Below are 26,507 nucleotides of genomic sequence, written 5' to 3'. Positions count from 1 at the left end.
TCTTGTATGGCGGCTTATTCACACCAAATATTTTAGTACTGCTCAGACTCGTTCGGAAAGGACCCTGATTTAACATCGCTTACATAACTACTCACGGCACCGTTGATCTGATCGAACAGATTAAGGTATTGCCTTAAGAATCTTGGCTTAAATCCCTTGTTTAAACCCAGCATATCGTGTACTACCAGCACCTGCCCGTCGCAATGTGGTCCGGCACCGATTCCAATTGTCGGGATCTTTACACTTTTACTTACCTCCTCGGCAAGTGTTGCTGGTATCTTTTCAAGCACTACAGAAAAGCAGCCTGCCTCCTGGAGCACAACGATGTCGCTCTTCAGCTTTTCTGCCTCAGCCTCTTCCTTAGCCCGCACCGTATAAGTGCCGAATTTATAAATGGATTGAGGCGTCAGGCCGAGGTGTCCCATAACGGGTATTCCGGCAGTAATGATCCTTTCAATAGATTCTCTGATTTCAACCCCGCCTTCCAGTTTTACAGCATGTGCCCCCGATTCTTTCATGATCCTTATGGCCGAATTAAGAGCTTCCTTCGAATTCCCCTGATATGAGCCAAAAGGAAGGTCCACAACAACCAGCGCACGCTTAACAGCCCTGACAACCGATGCAGCGTGATAAATCATCTGATCAAGGGTAATCGGAAGGGTTGTTTCGTGGCCGGCCATAACATTCGAGGCTGAATCGCCAATCAGGATAACATCAATCCCACCGGCGTCAACGATGGTTGCCATGGAATAATCATAAGAAGTGAGCATAGCGATCTTTTCGCCTTTTTGCTTCATCCCCAGGATCGTATTTGTGGTGATGCGTTTCACCTCGTTGTGAACAGACATATGGACGGGTTTAGTAAATCAGCTCAAAGTTAGGATTAAAGAAACAATATGATCTTACGGAAGACGAGAAATGTGTACTTTGATAAGATTATCCAATATGCCCGTAACAGCGACACAGGAAAAGCAATCTTTTTGTAAGAAGTTTTTTCAGGAACGCATAAAAAACCGTACTTTTGTCCTTTGTGATAAAAGAAGTAATAAACTTCCTTCCCAACAGTCAGAATTCATTCGAACTGACTCTCTTTTTACCTGATTTTCTAAATTCTTCAAATAAAATCAATGACTAATTACATCAAATTACCTGCAGTATTACTTTTGGAAGACGGAACCGTTTACCATGGAAAGGCAGCAGGAAAAATTGGTACCACTACTGGTGAGATTTGTTTCAATACAGGTATGACCGGCTACCAGGAGATCTTTACGGATCCTTCCTATTTCGGTCAGATCATGGTTACCACCAACGCGCATATCGGTAATTACGGGATACATGATGAAGAAATAGAATCAGGCGACATTAAGATAGCCGGCCTGGTGTGCAAGAACTTCAACATTGCATATAGCCGTAAGATATCGGATACATCCATCCAGGATTATTTCCAGGATGAGAATATCGTGGGTATTTCTGACGTTGATACACGCTCACTCGTAAGACATATCCGTGATAAGGGTGCGATGAATGCGATCATTTCGTCTGAGATCCTTGACCTGGAAGAATTGAAAAAGAAACTTGCTGCCGTTCCTCCTATGGATGGTCTTGAGCTTTCATCGCAGGTCTCCACGCAAGTAGCTTATGAATATGGCGATCCTAAGGCTGCCCATAAAGTTGCAGTACTTGACCTGGGCGTAAAGAAAAATATTCTTAGAAGCTTTGATACCAGGGGTGTCTTTGCGAAGGTATTTCCTGCGAAGACCAGCTTTTCAGAAATGGAAAACTTCAAACCGGATGGGTACTTCATTTCGAACGGTCCCGGCGACCCGGCAGCAATGCCCTACGCTGTGGAAACTGTAAAAGAGATCCTTGCTGCCGACAAGCCATTATTCGGGATATGCCTGGGGCACCAGCTCCTTGCGCTTGCCAATGGTATCGGTACTATGAAAATGTTCAACGGGCATCGCGGCCTGAACCACCCGGTTAAAAATGTGATCATTAACCATTGTGAAGTTACTTCCCAAAACCATGGCTTTGGCGTTATCCAGGAAGATGTCCGCAAATCAGATAAAGTGGAGATAACACACGTGAATCTGAACGATCAGTCTATTGAAGGCATAAGGGTTAAAGGCAAAAAAGCGTTCTCTGTACAATATCACCCCGAATCTTCACCAGGTCCGCATGATTCGAGATATCTTTTTGATGACTTTGTGGGGATGCTGAAGAAGTGATGAGAGACGCAAAAAGATATCTTTGAATGATCAACGAATAGTGTACAAACTACACTAGTAATTTATTACCATATAAAACATTAATCATGAGCTTAATAATCGACGTACATGCAAGACAAATCCTGGATTCCCGGGGAAATCCTACAATAGAGGTTGACGTAATCACCGAAAACGGGATCATCGGCCGAGCGGCTGTGCCATCTGGCGCTTCGACAGGGATTCACGAAGCTGTTGAGCTTCGCGATGGTGACAAAGGAGTTTATTTAGGCAAGGGCGTTCTGAAAGCCGTTGAAAATGTAAATGAGAAAATTGCACCTGAGCTGCAGGGCATAGATGTATTTGAGCAAAACAGTATCGACAGCCTGCTTATCAAATTAGACGGGACAGACAACAAGGGAAATCTCGGAGCGAACGCTATTTTAGGTGTTTCTTTAGCCGTCGCTAAGGCAGCCGCTCAGGAAAGCCGTCAGCCGCTCTACAGATATATAGGAGGTGTTAACGCCAATACATTGCCTATTCCCATGATGAACATCATCAACGGCGGTTCTCACTCTGACGCGCCTATCGCATTCCAGGAATTTATGATCATGCCGGCAGGCGCTTCTTCATTCTCTGAGGCTCTTCGCTGGGGAACTGAAGTTTTCCATACGTTAAAAAAGATCCTTCATAACAGGGGCTTATCCACTGCTGTTGGTGATGAAGGCGGCTTCGCACCGAAGTTCGCAGGAACTGAAGATGGTGTTGAAACTATTCTGCAAGCGATTGAAAAAGCGGGATATAAAGCCGGTAAAGATATTTATCTGGCATTTGATTGTGCTGCTTCAGAATTCTACAAAGACGGAAAATACGATTACACTAAATTTGAAGGTGAAAAAGGTGCTATCCGCACCAGCGCAGAGCAGGTTGAATATCTTGCTGAGCTGGCTTCAAAATATCCGATCATTTCTATCGAAGACGGAATGGCTGAAGACGATTGGGATGGCTGGAAATTACTAACTGACAAAATAGGTTCGAAAGTCCAGCTGGTTGGAGATGACCTGTTTGTTACCAATGTAACACGCTTACAACAAGGTATAGACACTAATACCGGTAATTCCATCCTGGTTAAGGTAAACCAGATCGGCTCCCTTACCGAAACCATCAATGCGGTTAGCCTGGCTCAAAGTAATGGCTATACTTCAGTAATGAGCCATCGCTCAGGTGAAACGGAAGACTATACTATTGCAGATCTTGCAGTTGCTTTAAACTGCGGCCAAATTAAGACTGGTTCAGCCTCCCGTTCAGATAGGATTGCAAAATACAACCAGCTGCTTCGTATCGAAGAGGAATTAGGTGCTAACGCAAGGTTTATTGGCAAGGATTTTAAGTTTCTGAAAAAATAAAGCTGACGGCCGGCTATATTAGGACTTGCGCCTATTAAAACGCAAAGGACGCGGAGTACGCGCGAAGGACGCAAAGTGATAACACATGCTGGCTACCTTTGCGAACACCTCGGCCTTCCTTTGCGTTTAAGGAACACCCGCTACCAATTTGTTAATAAGTTGATAACTAGGACTCTCTGTTAAGCGATTATTATAGTCCTTAATCAGTTATATTTGCTGTGATGACACAGGCCTTCAATCTCCTCAAGAACAAATACCTGATCTGCGGAATTGCTTTTCTTACATGGATGCTATTCTTTGACCGGAATGACCTGATGTCGCAATACGAATATCGGCAGCAACTTAATGTGCTGGAAGCTGAGAAGGAATTCTATACTACAGAAACCGCAAAAACGGTTAAAGATCTGAATGAACTTACCACCGACCGCGCGAAACTCGAAAAATTTGCTCGCGAGAAGTACCTCATGAAGAAGGATAACGAGGATGTATTTGTGATCATTAAGGAGGAAGAGAAAAAGGAAAATAAGTCATTTTTCTAGCAGCCGGATCCTGCAATTTCTAGCTTTCCAACCGGATATCGAATCCGGAATGCAGGATTCCCGTAACAAATATTCGATATAGATGGTAAACGAAGCATCTTTATGATGTTAACAGAAGATGGGAGTATACACACGATACACTCCCACTCGTTTAAGACTCCGGGATAACGCAGATCCTACAGGTCTTCGATAAATCTGACCGTCCGGCCCAGATAAGCTCCGATGTGATACCAGAGAGTTTCGCCACCGTTGATCTCTGCCTGCTCCCGAACGTTCAGTTCCCGTAATCCGTTTACCATTTTAAGATTTTTCATTTCTTTTAATTTTTAAGTGTTAAACATTTATATATCCCTACTCTTTTCAGGCTTTTCGGCTTCTGCCTTCGCTGATCAGCATTTTCGCGATAGTCTAAGAAACCTGATTTCAGTGGAAAAAAATTAGAGCAAATGGAAAAACCAGCTAGCGTGGGTTAATTTCTAGCAAACGGTGAATTGACATTTGCAGACCGGGCTATTATTCTGTCCTGTTCCCAGGCTCATCGTCGTCCAATAAGCGAAAATCCATTCGAATATGCATTAGATATTGACTCGAATAATAATAAGTTTTGAGTTGTCTTGAATATTCTATGGGTGCGTCGTTTAGTCTCAATTCCTCCATAATCTTATAGATCATCGATGTGGATAGGTTCAGGCGTTTCGCCAATTGTTCAGGCGTGCCGGTTCTTTTATATTTGATAAGCTGGTGGAGCCTGTTGATACGTTCTATCTGTTCGAGTAGTTTCATACTGCGTTTGTTAATTAAGATTGTTAAAAGAGGCATTTTGGGACCATAGTAAGTGATAATCTGATTTAAGGGATATCAGGAACTCATGAGACCCTTCCTCGACGACCTTTCCATCTTTCATCACTATGATTTTGTCGGCGTTCTGAATGGTACTTAACCGGTGTGCAATGACTATCGCTGTTCTTCCCTTTCCCAGAAAAATCTCTATCGCTTTCCGGACAAAACATTCACACCTTGGGTCGAGCGATGAAGTGGCTTCATCCAGGATCAGGATCTCCGGATCTCTATATAAGGCACGTGCAATTGCTATTCGCTGTCTCTGCCCGCCCGATAAAGCAAATCCATTTTCACCAATATTTGTTTCAAAACCTTCCGGAAGATCTTCGATAAATTTCGTGATGCCAAGCTGATCGCAAATGCTTAATACGCTTTCCATGTCAACGTTTTCATCACCTATCGTGATATTGCTTATAACACTCCCGTAAAACAGGTCGGTAACCTGCGGCACTACTCCTATGGCTGCCCTCAAGGATCTGGTAGTAAAATATTTTAACGCATGGTTTCCGATGAATATGCTTCCGTCCGTTACCGGATAAATATTATGAAGCAGCGCCGCCAGGGTAGACTTCCCGCAACCACTTTCACCGACAATTGCGGTCATTTTTTTAAGAGGTATAACTAAGTTTAGATTTTCGAATACCGCAGGCCTTGCACCGTAACGGAATGAAATGTCACTGAACCGGATATCTCCAATGTTACCCGCATTCAACTCTATCTGGGTTTCCCCGGCCGGTGTTTCCTTTTCCAGATCCATAAGCTCAAATAACCTGTCGGCAGCGATGAAAGCATCCTGCACCACGCGGTTCATGCCTACTATTGACGAAACAGGCGCCGTGAAATAGGCTATCAAAGCATAAAACGACAACAGTTCGCCGGGGCTGATCTGCTGATTAAGAACGAAACCTGCACCCAGCCATAATAATATGATCGTAAATAATTGAGAAACAAATTCAGCAGAAATGCCCGACATAACAGAATTCATTCCGGACCGGTATACTGCTCGCATGAGCTTTATAAACCTTAATTCAGTTTTATTATTAGAATAAGCTTCAAGTCCCAGGCGCTTGATCGTACCAATAGAGTTTAAGCTCTCTACCAACTGTGATTCAAGCGCCGAACTCTCCTCCATTAACTTTCGCTGCCATTTTTTGTTCAGTTTGTTCGCAGCAAAATAGATCAGGAAATAGATCGGAACCATAGAAGCCATAATAAACCCCAGTTTCCAGTAGTAGGTAAACATCAGGGCCAGTGAACAAAGCATCATACAAATGTTCACGACGAGGTTTATTGCGATATCATTGATGAACAAACGGATTTTAACGGCATCATTGATGCGTGAGGTTATTTCCCCGACGCGCATCGAGTCAAAAAACTGCTGCGGCAGGTTGAGCAGGTGCTTATAATAACCCAGAATAAGCCTTGTATCAATCAATTGGCCTGTACGCAAAACGAAAACGCTCTTAAAAGAACTTATACTGATCCTTAATAAAAGAAGCAGTACCATCGCTATAGTCATCAGGTTGAGAAGTCTGAAATTTGCCCCTATGATCACATTGTCAACAATTTTTTGAATGTAGACCGACATGGAAAGGCCAAGAACAGTGTAGATCAATGCTCCGAACAGCGACTGGATCAATATGCTGCTGTGAGGGCGGAGAAGAAACCAAAATCTCTTATAGCCGCGTTCGCCGGGCGGCGATGATTCGAGGTCGTCTGAAGGCAGCAAAAGTACGAGCACCCCGCTCCATAATTGTGAAAACTCCTCCCCGGTCTTAAAATGGTACTCTCCGTCTGCCGGATCCATAATTTCAACACCCCTGCCAGTTATCCTATTAATCACCACATAATGATGAATATGTCCCTTTACAACTATATGAGCGATAGCCGGCAAGGGAACTGACTTAAGACTCTCATAGGGTCCCTTTACACCTTTGGCATCGAAGCCAAAGCTTTCTGCCGCCTGGACCAACCCTAGCACGCTGGTTCCCTTTTTGTCGGTACCCGCTTTCTGACGAACCCGGGCAATAGGAAGATCAAGTTTATAAAACTTCGCAATCGAGGCTAGACACGCTGCGCCACAATCGGTGATATCAAGTTGCCTGACTCTTATGTCCATAAACACCTAATTGCCGATATCAGTACTCTTTCCCACCATATCATCTGCGCTTCGATACAGTAACTGAAGCAGACTATAATCGCCTATCCTGAACCGTGCAGTAAAACTCATTCCTTTCTTTAGATAAGCACGGCTGCCTGCCGCCTCGAAATAGTCCCTGTCCAAAAAGCACTCAATCCTGAAAACAGGCACTTCATCGTTTAAAAGGACCACATCATCCGAGATCTCTGCTACCCGTCCGGTTAATGATCCCCATTTAGCATAGTTGAATGCCTCCACCTGGAAACTAACCCGCTGGCCCCTTTTAATCTCTCCTATGTCGGCCGGCCTCACAAAACAGTATGCCTTAAGCTTGCCGTCTGGAGAAATCTCGGCTATTTTCTGACTGGCAAGCGCATAAGTTCCCTTTTGCAGAAGTTTGAGATTTTGTATGGATCCGTCGTACGGCGATATTATCGAATAGAGATCACGCTCCTGCTGCAGCCCAAAGATCCTGGTTTTTATCTGACGCAATTCCTCGCGATATCCGGTCATGTCCGTTTGCCATTGGAAACGATACTGCCTGACGAGGAAAAGAAATCCAGAGACAGACTGATCATGCTCGAATTTGAACCCTTCGAACTCAGCCCGGGTAATAACACCATTCTTATATAGATAGCCATACCTGTTGAGCATGCGTTCTTTCTGACCGCGTGTATTTTTCTTTTGCTGTACTTCTTCAAGAAATTGCTTCAACGCTGCGTTGTACCGCCCTGTTTGTAATGCTGACAAAGGATCGTCGAACCGTTGCCTTTTAGAATACCTCAGAAGGATCTCCAGGTCCTCTATAAATTGCTCCAATTGTAATGCACGTTCATTCAGCGAGGTGATCTGCTCAGCAGTTACGGATGCGTCCATTATCAGTACCGTATCTCCTCTACGTACCTTCTGATTCTCAGCAACAAACACCTTAAGGATTCTTCCCTGAACCGGACTTATCAATTCATAGCGCCTCGATTCCGGCAGCAAAACGCCTGTGGCTTTGACATTGACTGGAATATTAATATACGGCAGTGCTATCAGAACGACGATGAACACTGCTAATACAGTGATATAGATTATCCTGCTCTGCTTCCTGACTCTATAGGCATAAGCTATAGATAAAGGCGGTTCACTATCGGAAAAAGGACTGGCTAATGACATATTTACCCGTTGATTACCTAAAAGTATCAGCCAGGTATCAATCAGAAGATTAAATTAAGCCCGGTTTAGCGAACGGCGAGTTGTGGGCAAGAAACGGCATATTAAAGGCCCGTTAGGTCAAGTATTGTTATGAACAGTTGCTACTCGGCATGCCTCTTAGACTTCCCCATTTCTTTTCCTTGAGAACCATTCTAAACTAAGCAATGCGAGGATGACAAAAAACAATAACTTAACATTAATGAGTTCTTCATATTTACGGTCTTCATAAGACACAGTCTTTATATTCTCATTTTCCTTAATATGCCGCGCCAGATCTCCGATCTGTGAGGGAAATATCATCTTACCCCCGCTTTGCTGTGCCATTGCATAAAGCAATTGGTGGTTCGCCCTTGTTTGTTTGAATTCCGCCTGCTGCTGTGTGATGACGAATTTACCGGCGGCCGAATGCCTGCTCTTGCCATATTCTGTTCGCGCAGTATAACTGTACTCGCCAGCGGGCAATATCCCGGCATCGAGGCTGTATGCATTACTTGTTCTTGAAAAAACAAAGGGATAGCTTTTCCCGGCCTTACTTCTAAGGGAGATATTTACATCCGGCGTATTTACAAGCTCAAATGCGTCATTATAAAGTTCGGCGTTAAGTATGACATGCTCATTTTCATCAAAGGCATTTTTTGCCGGATAAACCCGGAACTTCCTCTTATCTTCCCGTGTTGAAAGGTACTGGACGGTTTTCCCTACTAACTCATCCACAGCCTCATGGTTCCCGCTCTCCTGGAAATCTTCGAGCCTCCATCTCCAGATCCCTTCACCAGCCATTACTGCGACCTTACGCTGTGCGTCTTCTCCAAAAACAAGCAAGGGCATCTTAGTAACAAGTTTCCCGACCTGCTGACTAATCATAACACTGGCAGGGCCTTTCAAACCATAATTCCCGAAAGGACTTATTAGCGGCGCCAGATTACGTATACGCTGCTTGCTCGCATCGGTTAATGTAAATGCATAAAAGTCAGGTTCAAAACTGGCTGTAGCTTCCTGGGTATTACCCGATGAGGTGATTCCCAGAATGGATTGGAATGAAGAAAAGGCATTGACATTACTTTGAGCACCGAGCACAAACCATAGTGGTTTCGAAGGCATTGCTTTTAGCAGCTCCGGAGCGCTGTTACTAAGGGAAGGAAGCTGGTGCAGGATCACCAGACCGGCATCCTCAATATCTGAGCTGGTTACCTCAGCGGCAAACGCTATTTTCGTGGAGTAATTTTTATTAACCTCTATAGATTGCTTTAAGGCCGACAGGTCGGGGTGCGGTGAGTTAGCAAGGAGCAAGACTTTCTGCCTGCCATCGATCACCTCCACGAAAATAGTTTGAGTATTATTCTTGACCGAAAGCTCATTTGAAATCGGCGACAGGCGGATTGTATATTGCTGGATCCCCTTATTGTTAGCCGGCAATGTTATTGGAACAAGCAAACGGAATTCGTTCGAACTAATCGATACCGGTCGCGAAAACACTATACCTGACTTATCGGAGACTGTAAGTACGCTCGAACTGCCTTGCGCCTGATAAGCTTCGACACTAACCTCCACCTGGAACTGATTATCCAGGTATGTGATATTATTATAATTTACGTTGGAAATAAGAAGGTCTCTTTTTGCAATGGTGTCTCCTAATGCGATAGTATAGACCGGGGACTTCAGATTTTTTGCTTCATACTGAGGGTTGGGGCCACGGTTGTAGATCCCGTCACTTCCAATTATTAAAGCTCCAATATTACGATTGGAAAACTGATCGTCTATAAGTTTGAAAATTGAAGCGATATCCGTGAGCGGTGCGTTAAACATGAGATCAAGCCCGTTTTTAACCTCCGATCCAAAGCTGAAAGAGCGGACATCATAGTCGTCTGCCAGGGCTTTTCTGAGTTCCTTCAATTCTTCAGCGTACGATCTTTCATTAAAACCTTTGGTTTTGGAAACAAGGATCGATGCCGAATTATCCTGCGCAATAATGATGAGAGGCTTCTCAGCAGTTGTTTTAATATTCCGGACGAGGGGGGCGAAAAGAAGAAAGGAAATAAAAGTTACAGCAAGAGTCCTGAGCGCAAATAATAGGTTCCGAAGAGGTTTTTTCAGATGCGCAGATGAGCTATAAAGCAAGAAAGCATAGCCCATCCCCAGGGCAAGGCAAGCTAACAGCCAGAAAAAAGTAAGGGATGTAAACTGCAGCTGAAATAACAATGGCATAATTATAAAAATATGCCTTTTTCTTCAAAGCGATATGCTTTAAAGAAAAGACTCGCTAATCTATTTCAAAATTGGCGTTCACCACGGCAACAATTTCCTTGCGGATCGAGCTCACATCATTGATCCCATAATCGGAAGTCAGGTTAGAGTTTTCCGGTGTGATCTGCAATACGCCCATTCGGGCGCTCTTCAGAGTCCCCAGTTTCCTGCCTGTGGCTTCAGCGATCCGTTCCCCCCGGTTCATCGCATCTTTCGCCGCCTGAGCCTGGATCTCAATTTTAATATCACCCAGCTTAGTATAGTAATATTCCGGAGAATTTACCTGGAAACTTACACCCCGCTCTACCAAAGAGCTTATTTCCAGGGAAATTTCTTTGATCAGATTGACGTCAGATGAAGAAATGTCAATCGTCTGCGCGGCATTGTAAGACCGCACCCCTACGTTTTGCCCCTGGGCATTGAAGTTAAAATTCGGATAGGTACTGATCGTCTGATAGTTTACCTTATCGCTGTCAAAGCCCTTTGACTTTAAATATGTGAGCAGGACCGGCTTTTGCAATTCAAGGGCACGGTAAGCATCCCTGGCTGTAGGGCCCTCCACATTAAGTGTTCCCCGTAATATCCCCAGATCTGATACAATAACCTTTTTCGCCGATCCCGTAACTGTAATGATCTGGTTCTCACTTTTAATTTTCTTCCAGGTTCCTGAAAAGATAAACGTGGAAAGGATCAGTGAGATGCCAAGTATCGCAGCAGGGACGACAAAATAGCTTTTTTGTGGGGGAGGGGTGTTATCGGGCATATTAATAGTTATAACGCTTTATATATGGAAATGTTGGATGGTTTTGTTCTATAACATCCCCCCATCCACCGGAATAACCTGCCCGGTAATATACCCTGCCATATCCGAGCCCAGGAACACACAAAGGTTAGCAACGTCTTCCGTTTCACCGGCACGCTTCAGCGGAATAGCCTGCGCCCAGCCTTCAACGACCTTGGGATCCAGTACATCTGTCATCTCTGTGCGGATAAATCCGGGAGCCACGACGTTAGCCCGTATATTTCTTGAGCCCAACTCTTTAGCAACAGATTTAGAAAAACCAATGATACCGGCCTTTGAGGCTGCATAATTTGCCTGACCCGCATTGCCCTGAACACCCACTACAGAGCTCATATTAATGAACACGCCCTTACGGTTCTTCATCATGATCTTGGAAGCCGCTTTGGTAATATTGAAAACCGATTTAAGGTTGATATTCAGAACATCGTCCCAGTTCTCTTCGGTCATTCGCATTAAAAGGCCGTCTTTGGTAATCCCAGCATTGTTTACAACTATATCAAGTGAACCAAAATCGGCTACGATATCATTAATCAGCTTTTCAGAATCTTCAAATTTAGAAGCATCTGACCGGTAGCCTTTTACTTTTGTACCAAAACTTTGAAGCTCATTCTCCAATGCCTGCCCCTGTTCAACGGATGATAAATATGTAAAAGCCACATCAGCACCGTGCTCGGCAAATTTCTCAGCAATCTTGCGGCCAATTCCCTTAGATGCCCCGGTGATTAAGGCGATTTTTCCTTCAAGTAGTTTCATAGTATAATTTTAGAACTGTAAAATTAGGGTTTTTCTTAAAAAAGCGTGAAATTTTATGTGTGAAGGTTGTTAACGACCCGCTTCCCAATCGCTTATTTCTTGAATGCAGAGAATGGCAAGTACACGCGAAGTACCCTGAGTTTTCAATGAACATCTTGACCATAAACTGTCGCTATAAATGCTTTGCGATCTCCGCGTAAACCTTCGCGGCCTTTGCGTTAAAAAGGCGAATGCTATAACACAAGTAGGGAATAAAGTGAGAAGAATTTGAGCACAGAAAATAAAAATCCAAAAACACTAAGAACAAATAAGGAGGCTGGTGGTTAGGAAATAAATCACCGCTATGACCACTGCAAAGATCATCCGCCACCGGCATAAATATCATCATTACATGAATGATGATCTTAAAGATGTAAGAGAAGAAACATTTTTTAAGATCGTATTCTCAGATCCCAAAGAATTTGACCTATGGAAAACCTGGTGCCTTGAAAATGACGGGCTGTATGATTACGATAAGGAAAATAGCTGCCAGAAAGGTTCATTACCCCAGCTTGAGATCTTTAGAGATGAAATTTGCTGGTGCGATATTATGGCGTACTACCTGGTGCACGTTGCTGGGTTTAACTTCCATTCGGTTATTGAACCTTATAAAGGCGAAGTTTATATTAAGTGATGGTCAGGCCGGGATAAATTTCATCGACAACGAATTCACACAGTGACGCGTATTCTTCGGGGTAAATCTTTCGCCCTCAAATACATGTCCTAAATGCGCGCCGCAGTTATTACAAAGAATTTCAGTTCTTCTGCCATCCGCATCAGTAACACTTTTTACTGCGCCGGCAATCTCATCGTCGAAACTTGGCCAGCCACAATGTGATTCAAATTTGTCTTCCGACCGGTACAATGGACTGTCACAGCGTTTACACACATACGTACCGGGCAATTTATTATCCAGCAACTCGCCGGTAAAGGGGCGCTCTGTTCCTTTATGCAGTATGATATATTCTTCTTCGGGTGTTAATTTATTGTACTCCATGTTTATTCGCTTGTACAAAGATAAACACAGGGGAGGCAAAAGAGTTTAAATGGGAAGAGAAATGACGTCGAAGAAACAATAGCTTTAAGCTGAACGCCGATTTTAACGCAAAGGACGCAAAGTTTTTCGCGAAGGACGCGAAATCACGTGACTAGCTTTAGCGAAACCTATTATACGTTATGCAAACTTTGCGTCCTTCGTGTGTACTTTGAGGCCTTTGCGTTGAAATAAAATAACCGTTATTCTCCCGGCAGTGTATAACTTATCTCAACATTCGCCACCCCTTTACCGAACATCCCGATCTCCCTGGCTGCCGCCTGGGAAAGGTCGATGATATAATATTTACTGTGCGGCCCCCGGTCGTTGACCCTCACCTCGACCGATCTGCCGTTGTCGACGTTCGTTACAGTCACCATTGTCCCAAAAGGTAACTTAAGGTGCGCAGCTGTTAATTTCTTGTTGCTGAAAACTTCACCGCTGGTGGTTTTACGTCCGTTAAACTTGCTGTGGTAATAAGTGGCTTTGCCAGTAACGGTAATCAATCCTGATGCTTTGTCCCTCTCCGCAGGCTCACCGAATGCTGTCGAAAAAACTGTGAAGAGTATAAAAATTAGTGTTTTCATATGCTTCATTCATTTGTTGAACGGGGCAAAGATGGGGTTTTAGGGAGGTAAAAACAAAAAAACCGGCAAAAAGCCGGTTTTCCGATGACTAATCACCCTAATTTCACTATAGCTTTGCGAGCTCTTCTGCCATTGCTGCACCAATCTCTGCCGGCGACTCAACAACACGGATACCGCATTCTCTCATTATTTTCATCTTCGCTGCTGCCGTATCATCAGCACCGCCTACTATTGCTCCTGCATGCCCCATACGACGTCCCGGAGGCGCTGTCTGACCTGCAATAAATCCTACAACGGGTTTAGTTCCCAGCCCGAGCAGCTCGTTCTGGCGGGCATTTTCCTTGATCCAGCGGGCTGCATCAGCTTCCATACTTCCGCCAATCTCACCGATCATCACGATACCTTTAGTTTCAGGATCATTCATCAATAATTCAACAGCTTCTTTCGTTGGCGTGCCGATAATCGGATCACCACCAATTCCTATCGCGGTCGTAATACCCAAACCAGCTTTCACAACCTGATCAACAGCTTCATACGTTAGAGTACCTGACTTGGATACGATACCAACACCTCCTTTTTTGAAGATAAATCCTGGCATAATGCCAATCTTAGCTTCATCAGCGGTGATAATACCCGGGCAATTCGGACCGATCAGACGGGAATCTTTATCAGAAAGATATTCCTTAACCAGGATCATATCCTTAGTCGGGATACCTTCTGTGATACAAACTATAACTTTAATTCCTGCTTCTGCAGCCTCCATGATCGCATCTGCAGCAAATGCCGGCGGCACGAATATGATAGAAACATTAGCTCCGGTCTTGTCCACTGCGTCTTTAACAGTATTAAAAACGGGCCTGTCAAGGTGAGTTTGACCACCTTTTCCCGGAGTAACACCTCCTACAACCTGCGTTCCGTATTCAATCATTTGCGAGGCATGGTATGTGCCTTCGTTTCCTGTAAATCCCTGAACTATAACTTTTGAATCTTTATTAACAAGTACACTCATTGAATATATTTTTGTACCGCAAAGCTAACAGAATCAGCAAGAATGTCAAAAGGTAATTGGGAAAAGAATTATAATTAGGATTAATAAGATGACAGGATTAATAGAATGCGGGCGGAAAGCTGACTTTTCGTGTCATAGCGAGCGAAGCGAAGCAAAGGATTAATAGGATAATAATCCCGCACGTGCGGGATAGGCGTTTTCCACTTTCAGTTTTCAGTTTTCCACTTTCAGTTTTCAACTTTCAACTTCCTTTACCCCTCACTAATGAAATCTGCCGTCCGCGGATTAGTTGCCTTTTCATAAGCCGCCTGGTCAAACTCCTTTTCGCTCTTGGCAATAACTATTGCCGCCACTCCATTCCCAATCAGGTTGGTGATTGCACGGGCCTCAGACATAAACCTGTCTACACCCAGTAAGATAGCTATACTTTCTACGGGAATAACCTTCAGCGCAGCGAGGGTTGACGCCAACACTATAAAACCGCTTCCTGTTACACCCGCCGCTCCCTTTGAGGTAACCATCAACACCCCGATGATGGTGATTTGCTGACTGAGGCTCAGGTTAATGTCGAAAACCTGCGACAAGAATATCACAGCCATCGATAAATAGATCGACGTGCCGTCCAGGTTAAATGAATAACCCGTTGGAATAACCAGCCCCACAACCGGTTTCGAACAGCCGAATTTTTCCATTTTCTGCATCATGCTGGGAAGAGCAGATTCCGAGGAAGATGTACCAAGAACGATCACTATTTCCTGCCGGATGAACTTTAGATATTTCCAAAGGCTGAAATCGAAGATATACCCTATAATATTCAATACCCCAAAAATGAAAAGGAACATCGTCATATAAACGGCTATCATCAGCTTACCAAGCGGAAAAAGCGTCTCTATACCATACGTTCCAATGGTATATGCCATACCACCAAACGCTCCGAAAGGTGCGAGCTTCATGATCATTTTCATAATATTGAAGATCACCTGTGAAATTTTTTCAAAGGTATTTATGAGGGAAGTACCTGTTGCCCCCATCCTACTGAGAGCAAGACCAAATAGAACAGCAAAAAATAGTATCTGAAGAATGTCGCCCTTTGCAAACGAATCGATAATGTTTTTGGGAACGATATGTGCAAAAAATTCCAGCCAGTTCATGTCTGCCGCACCATCCTGGTATGCCTGTACCTTGGAAATATCGGGATGAGTAGAACGTATGTCGACGCCTTTACCAGGTTGAAAAATATTAGCCACGAGCATGCCGATAACTATTGCCAGCGTCGTTATGACCTCGAAATATAAAATTGCCTTTCCTCCTACCCGGCCAACTTTTTTCATGTCGCCCATCTGAGCGATGCCAAGAACAATGGTGAAAAATATGATCGGTGCGATAAGCATGGTGATCATATTGATAAAAGTTTGACCGATCAGCTTCGCCGTTGGCGCGAATCCTGGGAAATTAAGACCGACAAGTATTCCTATTACTATAGCTACAAGTACCTGGAAGGTGAGGTGGGTAACGACTCTTTTCATGGATGACTAATATAGAGTTTTAGGTAATACGTTTTACGTTATACGTTCTTCCGCTGTGCTAGCCGCCCAGAACGTCAAACGTATTACGTAAAACGTACAACTTACAAGATTCCTTCCGAATTAAACTGCAGATCGTAAAGCCGCTTGTAGTAGCCATCAAGCTTTAAAAGCTGTTGATGCGAGCCCATTTCCTTGATTTCGCCGTGATCGAGCACGATAATCCGGTCGGCGTTCTGGATGGTAGATAAACGATGTGCGATGACGATAGAAGTACGGCCTTCCATCAATTTTGTAATTGCATTCTGAATTAGTTCTTCGGTTTCGGTATCGAGCGAAGCAGTCGCTTCGTCGAGAACAAGGATCCGCGGGTTATACACCATGGCCCGTATAAAAGAGATCAACTGCGCCTGACCCACTGATAATGTCGCGCCTCTTTCCATGACGTTATAATCGAAACCTGCCGGAAGCCGCCCGATAAAATCTTCGGCACCAACCTCCCGTGCAGCCCTCATCAACTTTTCCCTGGTAATTTCCTTGTTATTCAGATTGATATTATTGGCAATCGAGTCTGAGAACAAAAACACGTCCTGCAATACCGTCGCTATATGGGTGCGCAGATAAGCCAGGTCGTACTCACGGATGTCAATGCCATCTATTTTAACACTGCCCTTATTTATTTCATAAAACCTGTTTAGAATATTTATTGTGGAAGATTTACCGGCTCCGGTAGCACCGACAAGGGCTAATGTTTCGCCGGGTTTTACATGGAACGATATATCTTTTAATACCCAATGCTCATCGTTATATGCAAACCAAACCTTGTTGAATTCAATGTCTCCCCGCAGATTTTCTGGCTTTTGCCTGCCTTTATCCTCAGTCTTTTCATCGGTATCTAATACAGTGAAGATCCGTTCGGCACCAACCATACCCATCTGCAGCGTATTGAATTTATCTGCGAGCTCACGTATAGGTCTGAAAAGCATATTTATAAACATGATAAATGAAACTACCACCCCTGGGGTGATCCGGTCGGTGAGAATAAATTCAGAACCCCACCATACTAAAAGACCTAAAGAGATGGCCGAAATAATTTCGACAACAGGGAAAAAGATAGAGTAATACCAGTTTGAACGGATGTGGGCATCCCGGTGTTTTGCGTTAATACGCTTAAACTTTCGCATCTCCTGGTTCTCTCTTGCGAAATATTGGATGATCTTAATACCGGTGATGTGCTCTTGTAAGAAAGTATTGAGATTGGAAACCTGGTTACGGACATCCTGGAAGGCAGACTTGATAGCCTCCTTAAACACATAAGATGCCATCATCAGGAAAGGCATAGGAATAAGCACGACCAGCGTGAGTTTCCAGTCGATATAAAGCATCACTCCGATGATCGCTACTACCTGCAGGATATCACCCAGTATAACGATCAGCCCCTCGGAAAAAATGTCGGCAATAGTTTCCAGGTCGGACACCGTGCGGGTGATCAGTTGTCCGATAGGGGTACGGTCAAAATATTTCAAGCGAAGACTGCTGATGTGATTGAATACATGAACCCTCAGATCTTTGATCACCGATTGACCCAGGATATTTGTGTAAAAAGTATGGAAATATTGAACGCCGGTTTGAACCAACAACAGGCCGATCATGATAAGGGTCATAGTGAGCAATCCTGCGCTATCGTTTTCGACAATAAATCTGTCCAGCGTGAACTGAATCAACCAGGGCCGGATCGGAGCCAGAACGGCGAGCGTTACGGTCATGATGATCGACCATACAAAAATACCCTTATATGGTTTAACATAATGGAAGATCCTTTTTAGAAGATTCACGTCAACCGCATTGCCGCTCACTTTAGCCATTAGGTGCAGATCTTATGTATGGGTATAATACTTCGGTTAAATATAATCCGCAGGCAGGTACGGATTCACCCGCATTAGATCTGTCCCTGCTTTCAATTATGTGCCGTAAATCCTCAGGTACTATCTCCCCTTTTCCCACTCTCATTAAGGTACCAACAATTGCACGGACCATATTCCTTAGAAATCTATCTGCTGAAATATGAAATATTATGCCTTGAGCGGTGTTTACCCATTCGGCTCGTGATATGATACAATTATTGGTAAAGGTCTGGGTATTCGATTTGCTAAAGCAACTAAAATCGGTGTACTCCATGAGTATCAGAGCAGCCCTGTTCATCATGTCAATATCGGGAATATCGCGTAGCAGCCAGGATAAATTATGTTTAAAGGGATCTTTTTTAAAGTGAATATGGTACTCATATGACCGCTGGCTCGCATCAAAACGGGCATGCGCATTGGGATGCACCTCGATGATACGTTTCGCGGAAATATCATAAGGAAGCAAGGAATTGAGGCTTAGAAGAAAACGCGGGTCCATCAGGTCAGCTTTTTCATAAAGATCAAAATGCGCAAACAGCTGCCGGGCATGGACGCCGGTATCCGTACGGCCGCATCCCACTGTTTCTAAGTCTTCCCGGCAAATGGTAGACAGGGCCTTATTAAGAACTTCCTGAACAGAGCGGGCATTTGATTGAACCTGCCAGCCATGGTATGACGTTCCATTGTAAGCAATTTCTATAAAATATCTCTTTGGTGCGTTCAAGATGCAAATGTAATGACCGGGAAGCAAAGAGACGGAGTTTCGAAATTAAATTTTATCGCGAGTTCAACGAATAATAAAAGTAAGGAACATGGCTTCCGGCATGCGCCGGATGACAGCACATTCGCGACATTGGAAGATCCCTATCTGATTATCATTCCAGTGCATTACCGGAACCTCCTATTCCAGACTATTAATCCTATTCCTATATTTGTCTAAAATTCCAATTTATGATACAAAGGATCCAAAGCATCTGGCTATTTTTCGCAACTGCGTCTATCTTCAGTTTATTCTTATTCCCTTATCTCAGGGTGCTTGATGAAACTGGCTTTGCGAAAGATATTATGGTAACGGGCATTTATCAGAACATCAACGGGCAACAGGTACAAACCGAGCCGTTCCTGGGCCTGACTATAGCTACTGTTATATTGGGACTCATACCATTCGTGATCATATTCCTTTATAAAGATCGCAAAAAACAGGTACTATACTCCTACTTAACGGTCGTCCTGGTTATCGGCTTTAGCTTTTGGATAATACAAAGGGCCCGCGGTGTTATAGGAAGCGCTGAGCTCCAGCCTGAGAACTACGGAATTGGCCTCATGCTGCCGTCATTTGCTATCCTGTTCCTGATCCTTGCTATACGGGGGATGAAAAGGGACGACAGATTGATTAAATCGGCTGACAGGCTGAGGTGATTGCTTCACCAATTTAATGATGGATATGCAAGATCATGTCTGAAAAGACTTCTATGCCCCCTCCTCTAAGCTGGCTGGAATTGTTGATAAAAAATGGCTGATCCTTTACAGAATCAGCCAAAAATCTCTAATCATTCAATACTACCAATTCGGATTTTGCGTGAGAGCAGGCGCTTTTGCTAGCTGTGTTTGAGCAAATGGGAAGCGATACATCTTATCCGAAAAAGTCCTGTTTTGAACGGTAAAGTATGTATAAGTGAAAGGCGCTGCTGTACCCGTTATTTTTACTCCGCTAACTGGTTTATTAAAGAACAGATCGCCTAGCTTCCAACGACGAACATCAAAAAACCTGTGTTCTTCAAAACTAAGTTCAACACGACGTTCATTTTGAATTCTTAAACGCATAGCATCTCGTGTGGGTGGTACATATCCGTTGCCGTTAATATTCGTGCTTTGTAACGCGGCCAAACCGGCAGTAGTCGAAGTAATATCTCTTCGCCGCACACTGTTTACAGCGTTATAAACTTCTATAGATGGTGATGCCTGAGTTTCATTCAGCGCTTCAGCATAGTTCAATAAGATCTCGGCATACCTGAAATAAACATAGGCCCTTCTTGTAGCGGCGGTGTTCGTAGTATTAACAAATTTGCGCAAGTAATATCCCGTCTGCGTAGTTCTGTCAACTGCGGCCTGCGGATTATTGTCTTTCGCTCCAACACGCGTGTCAATCGCAACGCCTCGGAAATTGAGACCATTATAGTTTACAAATAGCGCCAGCCTGTCATCACGACCTGCATAAGGATTGCTGGCGTCATAACCAGAACCTGGTGCATTTATATTTTTCCCCGAGGCCTTCATCTCGAACGCATCCACAAATTCCTGTGTCGGATTCGTTCTTCCTCTGCCATCCGTGTAACTAGGGGGTGCATTATTGAGGTCGATCGTTGTTGCTGATAAGGTCTCAGAAGCAAATATTACTTCTTTATTATACGCCAGTGTTCCAAAATTCCACAAATTGGGAAGCTGGGCAAAAGTAAGAAGTCCGTGTTTAGTACCTGCCAGATCGATAACTGCTTTCGCAGCGTTTGCGGCGGCCTGCCACTTAGTTATATCATTGCCAGGATTATTCAGTGGACTTGCCGCATATAACAATGTTCTTGATTTGAGCGCTAAAGCTGCTGCCTTTGTTGCCCTTCCTTTTAACGCCGATCCATGATCTAAAGAAGTTGCGTAACTAATATTGGCTGCAGCCAGATCACAGTCTGCAACAATTTGTGCTGCTACCTCATCAAAAGTGTTTTTAGGAAGGTCGAGATTATCGGTCAGGTCAAAAGGCTTAGTTGCAATGATCACTCCGCCGTACCTTTTCAGTAATTCGAAATGAAACATTGCACGCAAAAAATAAGCCTCACCTATTAACGTTTGCTTAGAAAGCGTTGCATCGTCAATCAATGCACTTGTTGGTGCATTTTTTAAGAAAACATTAACACTTCGCAAAGCGCGATATTGTTGAACATACACATCATCGTAGAGAAGAGTAGGACTCCAGTTACCATTATTGAATAGATTGATTGCCGCTCCGGGCAATGCACTTACCGCCTCATCACTGCCAGTTGACAATCCCATTTCTCCGATTAAATTATACCGGAAGTCACCGTTCCCGTTTGCTACGAGGCCGCGATAGGCATTGTTTAAGAAGTTTCTGGCATGCTCGTTAGATGCAAAAACCTGATCCTCTGAAATCGTTCCATCAACAGCATAATCATATGTTAAGAAATCCTTTTTGCAAGCTGAAAAGCCTATTAGCAAACAGATCAAATATGCCTGTATTATATATTTTTTCATAACTAATGATTTAAAGTTTAAAATTTAGCAGTCAGCCCAGCCGAATACATCTTAACATAGGGATAGGTTGCGCCGCGGCCTAAGAAGGGAAGCTCAGGATCAATATCCATATCCAATTTGGAGAATGTCAACAGGTTAAATCCGTTCAGATAAAACCGGAGACTTTGCATCTTAACCTTTGCTGCCAAAGTCTGCGGGAGGGTTAGCCCTAGTTCAATAGTTTTTAATTTCAGATAATCAGAGTCCCGAACCCAGAAATCTGAATCTGTTCTGTTGTTTCCGAGGTTAGCCAATCCTACTCTAGGATAGATAGCCGTCGCAGCAGTAGCCGGTGTCCACCTTTTCAAACTTTCGCGATTGAATGCGGAGGGCCCGGTATCAATAATGCCCCTGATATTCATTTTCTGACCTGAGGTGCCTTGAAACTGGGCGTTCAAATCAAACATTTTATATGTAAGAAGCGCTCCGATACCGAAGTAAGTGGGAGATCCGAAAGTATATCTCACCCGGTCATTCGCGTCGATAATATTATCATTATTTACATCTTTATAACGAATATCACCAGGCAGTATCTGGTTTGACAGGGTCGATTGCGGCCCAGCGGCAATCTCTGCAACATTTTGATAGATACCGTCAGAAACATAATAAAGCCCTGATCCGGTCCCGAACCCGATAGTACTTTGATAGTCCGGGATGCCTATTTGTCCTCCCTGATAGACAATCTTCTCATCAGTTAACAAAAAATTTGCATTTAATGAGAGTTTAAGATTACGAAAACCTTTGTTATACAGTAAAGAGCCTTCCAATCCTTTGCTATCTACAATTCCTTCGTTCAAATCGCCGGTAGTTTGCCCAATTATATCCGGTATAGATGCACTCGTAAGAATTCCGTCTCTCCTGTTTTTGAAAACATCAAAAGTGGCGGATAGCGTATTCTTAAATAAGCTAAAGTCTACCCCTAAATTGGTTGTTGTTAACGTTTCCCAGGTTATAGAATTATTTCCAATATTTAACTCATTAGCCGAGCCTGTAAAAGCGAATCCAGTCCCAAACTGATATCCTGCAGCATTACCAACTAAGTTACGGGTATATTTCCCCTGATACGGAAACCTGCTCAGGCTTCCCTGACCAAATCCAATTTGCGTATTTCCGGTTTGACCATGAGCAGCCCTAAGTTTTAAAAAGCTCAGAACATCGCTATTGCTAAACATACTCTCGTCCGAAATTATCCAACCGGCAGATATAGCATGAAATAACCCATATCTTTTATTTGGAGGCAGATCGTCGTCACCTGAATAACTGCCAACGAGGCTTAATAAATATTTCTTTTTATAGTTATACTCTACTCTTGAGGAAATACCCTGCAGTCGTTGCGAGAAATCAGTCCGGCTTGTAAAGTCGACCACCTCAGACCTCATTCCGCGAATACTTCCATTTACCTGATGGTCACCGAAAGTTCGATCATAGTCAAAACCTCCCCAAATTTCACTAGCTCTGAAAGCATTTGCATAAGCAGCACTGCTGTATGCAGGACGGGTTTCGGCCCGGTAAGGTAGTGGATTGCCTGCACCAGTTGCGTCAAAAATCCTGTAATTCTGGGTAAAGCCAGAAGAATAATCCCCTCGGGTATCATAAGAAACCAAGAGATTTGCCGACAAGCCCTTAACAAGCATATCCAGTTTGTGCCGGGCATTAAAGTTGGCGTATCCTACTCGCTGCTTTGCCTGAATCACGCCATTAGAGGTGATAGCCCCCAGAATATTATTTTGATCCTCAACAGTTCCCCCAAAAGTTCCGTCTTTGTTTAAGATAGGATAGGCATTCGGCCTGGTATTATTAATTAGGCTCATCAGCGTCGGAGTTCCTATGGCCGGATCATTCCGGTTCTCAACTCTTCCCGCCAGGTTAACGGAGACTGTAAGTTGAGGATTCACATCAAAATCAACATTGCCTCTAAAATTGAATCGCTTATAGCCATTATTACTGTTATAGTCAGCGCCGTCACCCCCATTAAACAAGCCATCCTGCTGCAAATATCCGATCAGAGCAAAGTACCTGACGTTTTTATCCCCGCCTTGTGCTGAGGTTACATAACGTTGGTAAGGAGTTGTGCTTTTAATAAACCTTTCCTGATAGTTATTATCAGGATATAAAAATGGATTGGAACCGTCCCGGTATGCATTTAATGCAGTTTGATTATACCTTGGTGTTGCAGAAGGGTTATCGTTCAATAAGGCTTCATTATACAATGAAGCGTATTCAAAAGAGTTCAATTGCGCTACCATGTGGTCTGGCGTTTGAAGGCCATACTGGGCATTAAAATTAATGGATGATTTATTTGGACTTCCTTTTTTTGTTGTTACCAATATCACTCCCTGGGATCCTCTCAAACCATACCAGCTCAATGTCGCGGGATCTTTCAATACGGTAAAACTTTCCACCTCTTCGAAATCAAGGTCTGAAAGTTCACGTTCAATACCGTCAATCATAACCAAAGCATTCACAAAGTTGAAGGAATTTCTTCCTCTGACGCGGTAAACGCTCAGGTCGTTACCAGGCTGTGTATTTGTTTGTAACACATTTAACCCAGGCAGTCTGCCCGAGAGTACATTCGTTAAAGAACTGGTAGATGGTTGCGGCAACTCGGAAGTCTTTATTGATGAAATTGCACCTGTCAAATATCGCTTTTGACGAATTCCAAATGGTATATCAACATAATCATCGTCACCAGCCAGAATTTTAGCTGCTTCCAGGATAACTTCAATATTGGCTTCTAAACCTAATTCATAGGTCTTCGATGAAAACCCCATCTTATTAAAAATCAGTACATTATCACTGCTTGTGGATATAGAGAACCGGCCGGAAATATCCGTCAAAACGCTCACAGTTGTTTCTTGAACAGAAACTGTTACTCCTGCAATGCCATTATTATTAATATCCTTTACTAAACCGCTATAGACCACAGCCACCGCAGCATTTTTTCCCTGTGCGAAGGAATACGTGCTTATTCCCATCAGAAGGCAAATAAACATGCACCTTATATTTTTATATAGATTTTCCATTGGCTTTATTTGTTTGTATTCACTGAACATGCCTGAAGACTTCATGGCGATCTCTGAAACAGGGTTAATAACCCCGACTTTATCGTTAGAATTAGTCATAATTATCGTATTAGCCCAGTTAATTAGGCCATCCCGGGTTCTGTACCAGCTTACTGCCTTTTGCTATTTCATTTAGAGGGATTGGATACAGGTGCATGTAATCTTCAAACCTGCGCTGATAACCGGTCGTCATCAATGTTGGAGTATAAATAAAAGCCGTGCCTTGCTTCCTTACATCCATACGACGTATTGGTTGAGCTATTATTTCAGTCCCTTTCTTCCAACGTAAGATATCAAACCACCTTATATTCTCAAATGCCATCTCTACAGCGCGTTCGTTGCGAATCAGATCTCGCATATTTTCTTTCGATGCAGCAATACCACGGGCTGCAAATGTCTGAGCGACCGTGGGCATATTTACCCTTTGTCTTATTTGATTAACAGCAGCCGCTGCTGCTGCAACCGGACCCTGTGCTTCGTTTAACGCTTCCGCGTAATTAAGAAGGATTTCTGCGTACCTATAATATACAAAATTCAATATAGCTGTTGACGTTGCATTCCCTTTTAAAGCTTCAGGCCATAATTTCCGGCAATAATAACTGGTGGTTGTACCTGTGCCTGGAGTTGCCGTAACATCTTTTCCGTAAACTGTTCCGGTGGGCCCGGTAGTATACCAGGTTTCCATTTTCGACGGAGCTTGCCAACTCTGATCGTTATGAATGACATTAAACTCGAGTCTTGGGTCCCTGTTAGCATATGGAGAAGCTAGTGAATAACCCGATCCGCTATCACTAATACGTAAGCCTTGCTTGGTTTCGTAAAGGTCCACATGGTTTTGCGTAGGATTTAATGAACCGCTTTTTTCCAGATATCCATTGGTACTCGGGGAAATAAGATAATCCCTAAAGAAGCCTGCAACATTCGAGGCACGTGGGCCTTTAATATTGGCGAGAATATACTCATGCGAAATAGGGTCGGTTAATATCCTTGAATAATCAGGATTTAAGCTGTAACGACCCATATCTATAACCAGTTTAGCGGCATCAGCTGCCTTTTGCCATTTGGTGACATCACCGGAAGTGTTCCATAATGGACTAGCAGCCAATAGCAGCGCCCGTGAACGTAATGCCCTGGTCGCCCCGAGGTCCGGTCGCCCATTATTATTCGACACATTGCTGCCCGGAATGCTAATGGAGTAATTTGGATTCCAGCCCATTGCTGGATTATAAATTAATAACGGACTGGTACCGGTATTATCCACAAAAGTCGTTGTCGAGAATATTTTTTCCGCCTCATTAATATCCTTTTCGACAAAAGCGATTGTTTCCTCAAAAGTTGACCTGGGGATATCCATATCCTGATCCAAAGCCAAAGGCTTATCCATTATAATAGCACCGCCCCAGCGCCTGGCAAGTTCGAAATAAAAATATGCCCTATAATACAGTTGCTGAGCTCTTATTAATTCACCATTTAATGTAGGCTCATTTGTCCAGGGAATATCAGGATAATGCTGGAGAAAAACATTTACATTTCGGATACCCTCATAAAATTTTACATAGGGTGGCCTTTGCCCTGAAATTGTTTTATTAGAACCAAATTCTGTTCCATGCTCCCTGTTGGTCCAGTCACCACTATACATAGCTTTATAGGGTTCATCTAAGAAGCCACATACGGCTTCGTCGGTAAACTCCGAGATAGTTCCTCTAAAAGGTTGACCAACCGAGCCCAGCCCATAGTAATCACTTACCATAAATGTATAGGAACGATCAGCAAACTGTGAAGCAAATCTAGGGTTTGAAAACACATCGTCTTCGGTGGTAACAACACCTGTATCACGTTTTAGAAAGTCTTTCTTGCACGACGACATCAAAAATAATGATGCACATACTAATATTATATATCTTATCTTCATTGCCTTT

22 protein-coding genes are annotated in these 26,507 nt (G+C 43.6%); 5 read left to right on the top strand and 17 right to left on the bottom strand.

The window, feature by feature from the left end:
* Positions 1-32: 32 nt before the first annotated feature.
* A complete protein-coding gene (gene panB, locus P2W76_RS08065) occupies positions 33-848 on the bottom strand; it encodes a 3-methyl-2-oxobutanoate hydroxymethyltransferase (RefSeq protein WP_276347203.1) in 816 nt (271 codons plus the stop codon).
* A gap of 279 nt (positions 849-1,127) precedes the next feature.
* Here panB and carA point away from each other — a divergent pair, with 279 nt between their 5' ends.
* From carA to P2W76_RS08050, 3 genes are all read left to right on the top strand, one after another.
* Entirely contained in the window at positions 1,128-2,228 is a 1,101-nt protein-coding gene (gene carA / locus P2W76_RS08060; RefSeq protein WP_276347202.1) for a glutamine-hydrolyzing carbamoyl-phosphate synthase small subunit, read from the top strand.
* 86 nt (positions 2,229-2,314) lie between these two features.
* Positions 2,315-3,610, top strand: coding sequence for a phosphopyruvate hydratase (eno, locus tag P2W76_RS08055; RefSeq protein ID WP_276347201.1), 1,296 nt, complete (start codon positions 2,315-2,317; stop codon positions 3,608-3,610).
* A 221-nt stretch (positions 3,611-3,831) separates the two neighbouring features.
* Positions 3,832-4,149: a septum formation initiator family protein gene (locus P2W76_RS08050; RefSeq protein WP_276347200.1), complete on the top strand. Its 318-nt coding sequence runs from the start codon at positions 3,832-3,834 to the stop codon at positions 4,147-4,149.
* Positions 4,150-4,325: 176 nt separating this feature from the next.
* Here the strand turns inward: P2W76_RS08050 and P2W76_RS08045 are convergent, their stop codons facing one another.
* The 7 genes from P2W76_RS08045 to fabG form a co-directional block, all read right to left on the bottom strand.
* A complete protein-coding gene (locus P2W76_RS08045; RefSeq protein WP_276347199.1) occupies positions 4,326-4,463 on the bottom strand; it encodes a hypothetical protein in 138 nt (45 codons plus the stop codon).
* Positions 4,464-4,662: 199 nt separating this feature from the next.
* Positions 4,663-4,932, bottom strand: coding sequence for an HTH domain-containing protein (locus tag P2W76_RS08040; RefSeq protein ID WP_276347197.1), 270 nt, complete (start codon positions 4,930-4,932; stop codon positions 4,663-4,665).
* A 10-nt stretch (positions 4,933-4,942) separates the two neighbouring features.
* Complete coding sequence (locus P2W76_RS08035; RefSeq protein ID WP_276347196.1) at positions 4,943-7,108, bottom strand: peptidase domain-containing ABC transporter; 2,166 nt, start codon at positions 7,106-7,108, stop codon at positions 4,943-4,945.
* A 6-nt stretch (positions 7,109-7,114) separates the two neighbouring features.
* Positions 7,115-8,290, bottom strand: coding sequence for an HlyD family efflux transporter periplasmic adaptor subunit (locus P2W76_RS08030; protein ID WP_276347195.1), 1,176 nt, complete (start codon positions 8,288-8,290; stop codon positions 7,115-7,117).
* 156 nt (positions 8,291-8,446) lie between these two features.
* On the bottom strand, positions 8,447-10,534 hold the full coding sequence (locus P2W76_RS08025) for a hypothetical protein (RefSeq protein WP_276347193.1): 2,088 nt from the start codon (positions 10,532-10,534) through the stop codon (positions 8,447-8,449).
* Positions 10,535-10,589: 55 nt separating this feature from the next.
* Positions 10,590-11,336, bottom strand: coding sequence for an SIMPL domain-containing protein (locus P2W76_RS08020; RefSeq protein WP_276347192.1), 747 nt, complete (start codon positions 11,334-11,336; stop codon positions 10,590-10,592).
* A 48-nt stretch (positions 11,337-11,384) separates the two neighbouring features.
* Positions 11,385-12,128: a 3-oxoacyl-[acyl-carrier-protein] reductase gene (gene fabG, locus P2W76_RS08015; RefSeq protein WP_276347191.1), complete on the bottom strand. Its 744-nt coding sequence runs from the start codon at positions 12,126-12,128 to the stop codon at positions 11,385-11,387.
* A gap of 343 nt (positions 12,129-12,471) precedes the next feature.
* Between fabG and P2W76_RS08010 the strand changes: the two genes are divergently transcribed.
* Positions 12,472-12,801 carry a hypothetical protein gene (locus P2W76_RS08010; protein ID WP_276347190.1) on the top strand — a complete coding sequence of 110 codons (330 nt, stop codon included), beginning with the start codon at positions 12,472-12,474 and terminating at the stop codon, positions 12,799-12,801.
* 3 nt (positions 12,802-12,804) lie between these two features.
* Here P2W76_RS08010 and P2W76_RS08005 read toward each other — a convergent pair whose 3' ends face one another.
* The 6 genes from P2W76_RS08005 to truA all read right to left on the bottom strand — a co-directional run bounded on the left by P2W76_RS08005 (position 12,805) and on the right by truA (position 18,947).
* Positions 12,805-13,164 (bottom strand): methionine-R-sulfoxide reductase, encoded by a 360-nt coding sequence (locus P2W76_RS08005; protein WP_276347189.1) that lies wholly within the window; start codon positions 13,162-13,164, stop codon positions 12,805-12,807.
* A 239-nt stretch (positions 13,165-13,403) separates the two neighbouring features.
* Entirely contained in the window at positions 13,404-13,787 is a 384-nt protein-coding gene (locus tag P2W76_RS08000; RefSeq protein ID WP_276347188.1) for a septal ring lytic transglycosylase RlpA family protein, read from the bottom strand.
* Between the two features lie 106 nt (positions 13,788-13,893).
* The gene (gene sucD, locus P2W76_RS07995; RefSeq protein WP_276347187.1) at positions 13,894-14,796 is read right to left on the bottom strand and encodes a succinate--CoA ligase subunit alpha; all 903 of its coding nucleotides are present in this window, start codon (positions 14,794-14,796) and stop codon (positions 13,894-13,896) included.
* A gap of 251 nt (positions 14,797-15,047) precedes the next feature.
* A complete protein-coding gene (gene dctA, locus P2W76_RS07990) occupies positions 15,048-16,322 on the bottom strand; it encodes a C4-dicarboxylate transporter DctA (protein WP_276347186.1) in 1,275 nt (424 codons plus the stop codon).
* Between the two features lie 101 nt (positions 16,323-16,423).
* The gene (locus tag P2W76_RS07985; RefSeq protein ID WP_276347185.1) at positions 16,424-18,184 is read right to left on the bottom strand and encodes an ABC transporter ATP-binding protein; all 1,761 of its coding nucleotides are present in this window, start codon (positions 18,182-18,184) and stop codon (positions 16,424-16,426) included.
* Complete coding sequence (truA, locus tag P2W76_RS07980; RefSeq protein WP_276347183.1) at positions 18,177-18,947, bottom strand: tRNA pseudouridine(38-40) synthase TruA; 771 nt, start codon at positions 18,945-18,947, stop codon at positions 18,177-18,179. Before truA ends, P2W76_RS07985 begins: the two co-directional genes overlap by 8 nt.
* Positions 18,948-19,174: 227 nt before the next feature.
* Here truA and P2W76_RS07975 point away from each other — a divergent pair, with 227 nt between their 5' ends.
* Complete coding sequence (locus tag P2W76_RS07975) at positions 19,175-19,642, top strand: DUF4293 domain-containing protein (protein ID WP_276347181.1); 468 nt, start codon at positions 19,175-19,177, stop codon at positions 19,640-19,642.
* 141 nt (positions 19,643-19,783) lie between these two features.
* Here P2W76_RS07975 and P2W76_RS07970 read toward each other — a convergent pair whose 3' ends face one another.
* Genes P2W76_RS07970 through P2W76_RS07960 form a run of 3 tightly spaced genes read right to left on the bottom strand, consistent with a single transcriptional unit; the run spans position 19,784 to position 26,500 of the window.
* Positions 19,784-21,487, bottom strand: coding sequence for a RagB/SusD family nutrient uptake outer membrane protein (locus P2W76_RS07970; RefSeq protein WP_276347180.1), 1,704 nt, complete (start codon positions 21,485-21,487; stop codon positions 19,784-19,786).
* 17 nt (positions 21,488-21,504) lie between these two features.
* Positions 21,505-24,648 (bottom strand): SusC/RagA family TonB-linked outer membrane protein, encoded by a 3,144-nt coding sequence (locus P2W76_RS07965; protein ID WP_276347178.1) that lies wholly within the window; start codon positions 24,646-24,648, stop codon positions 21,505-21,507.
* A 19-nt stretch (positions 24,649-24,667) separates the two neighbouring features.
* Positions 24,668-26,500: a RagB/SusD family nutrient uptake outer membrane protein gene (locus tag P2W76_RS07960; protein WP_276347177.1), complete on the bottom strand. Its 1,833-nt coding sequence runs from the start codon at positions 26,498-26,500 to the stop codon at positions 24,668-24,670.
* Positions 26,501-26,507 lie beyond the last annotated feature (7 nt).

Origin of the sequence: Daejeonella sp. JGW-45 (assembly GCF_029360805.1) — a bacterium.
GTDB lineage: Bacteria > Bacteroidota > Bacteroidia > Sphingobacteriales > Sphingobacteriaceae > Daejeonella.
This window is presented reverse-complemented; position numbering and strand designations above follow the sequence as displayed.

What these genes read in the sequence shown, in the direction of transcription:
- P2W76_RS08000 (WP_276347188.1), bottom strand. Translation starts at nt 13,787, where the DNA reads ATGAAAACACTAATTTTTATACTCTTCACAGTTTTTTCGACAGCATTC.
- P2W76_RS08020 (WP_276347192.1), bottom strand. Translation starts at nt 11,336, where the DNA reads ATGCCCGATAACACCCCTCCCCCACAAAAAAGCTATTTTGTCGTCCCT.
- P2W76_RS08025 (WP_276347193.1), bottom strand. Translation starts at nt 10,534, where the DNA reads ATGCCATTGTTATTTCAGCTGCAGTTTACATCCCTTACTTTTTTCTGG.
- P2W76_RS08050 (WP_276347200.1), top strand. Translation starts at nt 3,832, where the DNA reads ATGACACAGGCCTTCAATCTCCTCAAGAACAAATACCTGATCTGCGGA.
- P2W76_RS07985 (WP_276347185.1), bottom strand. Translation starts at nt 18,184, where the DNA reads ATGGCTAAAGTGAGCGGCAATGCGGTTGACGTGAATCTTCTAAAAAGG.
- P2W76_RS07975 (WP_276347181.1), top strand. Translation starts at nt 19,175, where the DNA reads ATGATACAAAGGATCCAAAGCATCTGGCTATTTTTCGCAACTGCGTCT.
- eno (WP_276347201.1), top strand. Translation starts at nt 2,315, where the DNA reads ATGAGCTTAATAATCGACGTACATGCAAGACAAATCCTGGATTCCCGG.
- dctA (WP_276347186.1), bottom strand. Translation starts at nt 16,322, where the DNA reads ATGAAAAGAGTCGTTACCCACCTCACCTTCCAGGTACTTGTAGCTATA.
- P2W76_RS08045 (WP_276347199.1), bottom strand. Translation starts at nt 4,463, where the DNA reads ATGAAAAATCTTAAAATGGTAAACGGATTACGGGAACTGAACGTTCGG.
- P2W76_RS08030 (WP_276347195.1), bottom strand. Translation starts at nt 8,290, where the DNA reads ATGTCATTAGCCAGTCCTTTTTCCGATAGTGAACCGCCTTTATCTATA.
- panB (WP_276347203.1), bottom strand. Translation starts at nt 848, where the DNA reads ATGTCTGTTCACAACGAGGTGAAACGCATCACCACAAATACGATCCTG.
- sucD (WP_276347187.1), bottom strand. Translation starts at nt 14,796, where the DNA reads ATGAGTGTACTTGTTAATAAAGATTCAAAAGTTATAGTTCAGGGATTT.
- carA (WP_276347202.1), top strand. Translation starts at nt 1,128, where the DNA reads ATGACTAATTACATCAAATTACCTGCAGTATTACTTTTGGAAGACGGA.
- P2W76_RS08010 (WP_276347190.1), top strand. Translation starts at nt 12,472, where the DNA reads ATGACCACTGCAAAGATCATCCGCCACCGGCATAAATATCATCATTAC.
- P2W76_RS08040 (WP_276347197.1), bottom strand. Translation starts at nt 4,932, where the DNA reads ATGAAACTACTCGAACAGATAGAACGTATCAACAGGCTCCACCAGCTT.
- P2W76_RS07960 (WP_276347177.1), bottom strand. Translation starts at nt 26,500, where the DNA reads ATGAAGATAAGATATATAATATTAGTATGTGCATCATTATTTTTGATG.
- P2W76_RS07965 (WP_276347178.1), bottom strand. Translation starts at nt 24,648, where the DNA reads ATGACTAATTCTAACGATAAAGTCGGGGTTATTAACCCTGTTTCAGAG.
- fabG (WP_276347191.1), bottom strand. Translation starts at nt 12,128, where the DNA reads ATGAAACTACTTGAAGGAAAAATCGCCTTAATCACCGGGGCATCTAAG.
- P2W76_RS08005 (WP_276347189.1), bottom strand. Translation starts at nt 13,164, where the DNA reads ATGGAGTACAATAAATTAACACCCGAAGAAGAATATATCATACTGCAT.
- P2W76_RS07970 (WP_276347180.1), bottom strand. Translation starts at nt 21,487, where the DNA reads ATGAAAAAATATATAATACAGGCATATTTGATCTGTTTGCTAATAGGC.
- P2W76_RS08035 (WP_276347196.1), bottom strand. Translation starts at nt 7,108, where the DNA reads ATGGACATAAGAGTCAGGCAACTTGATATCACCGATTGTGGCGCAGCG.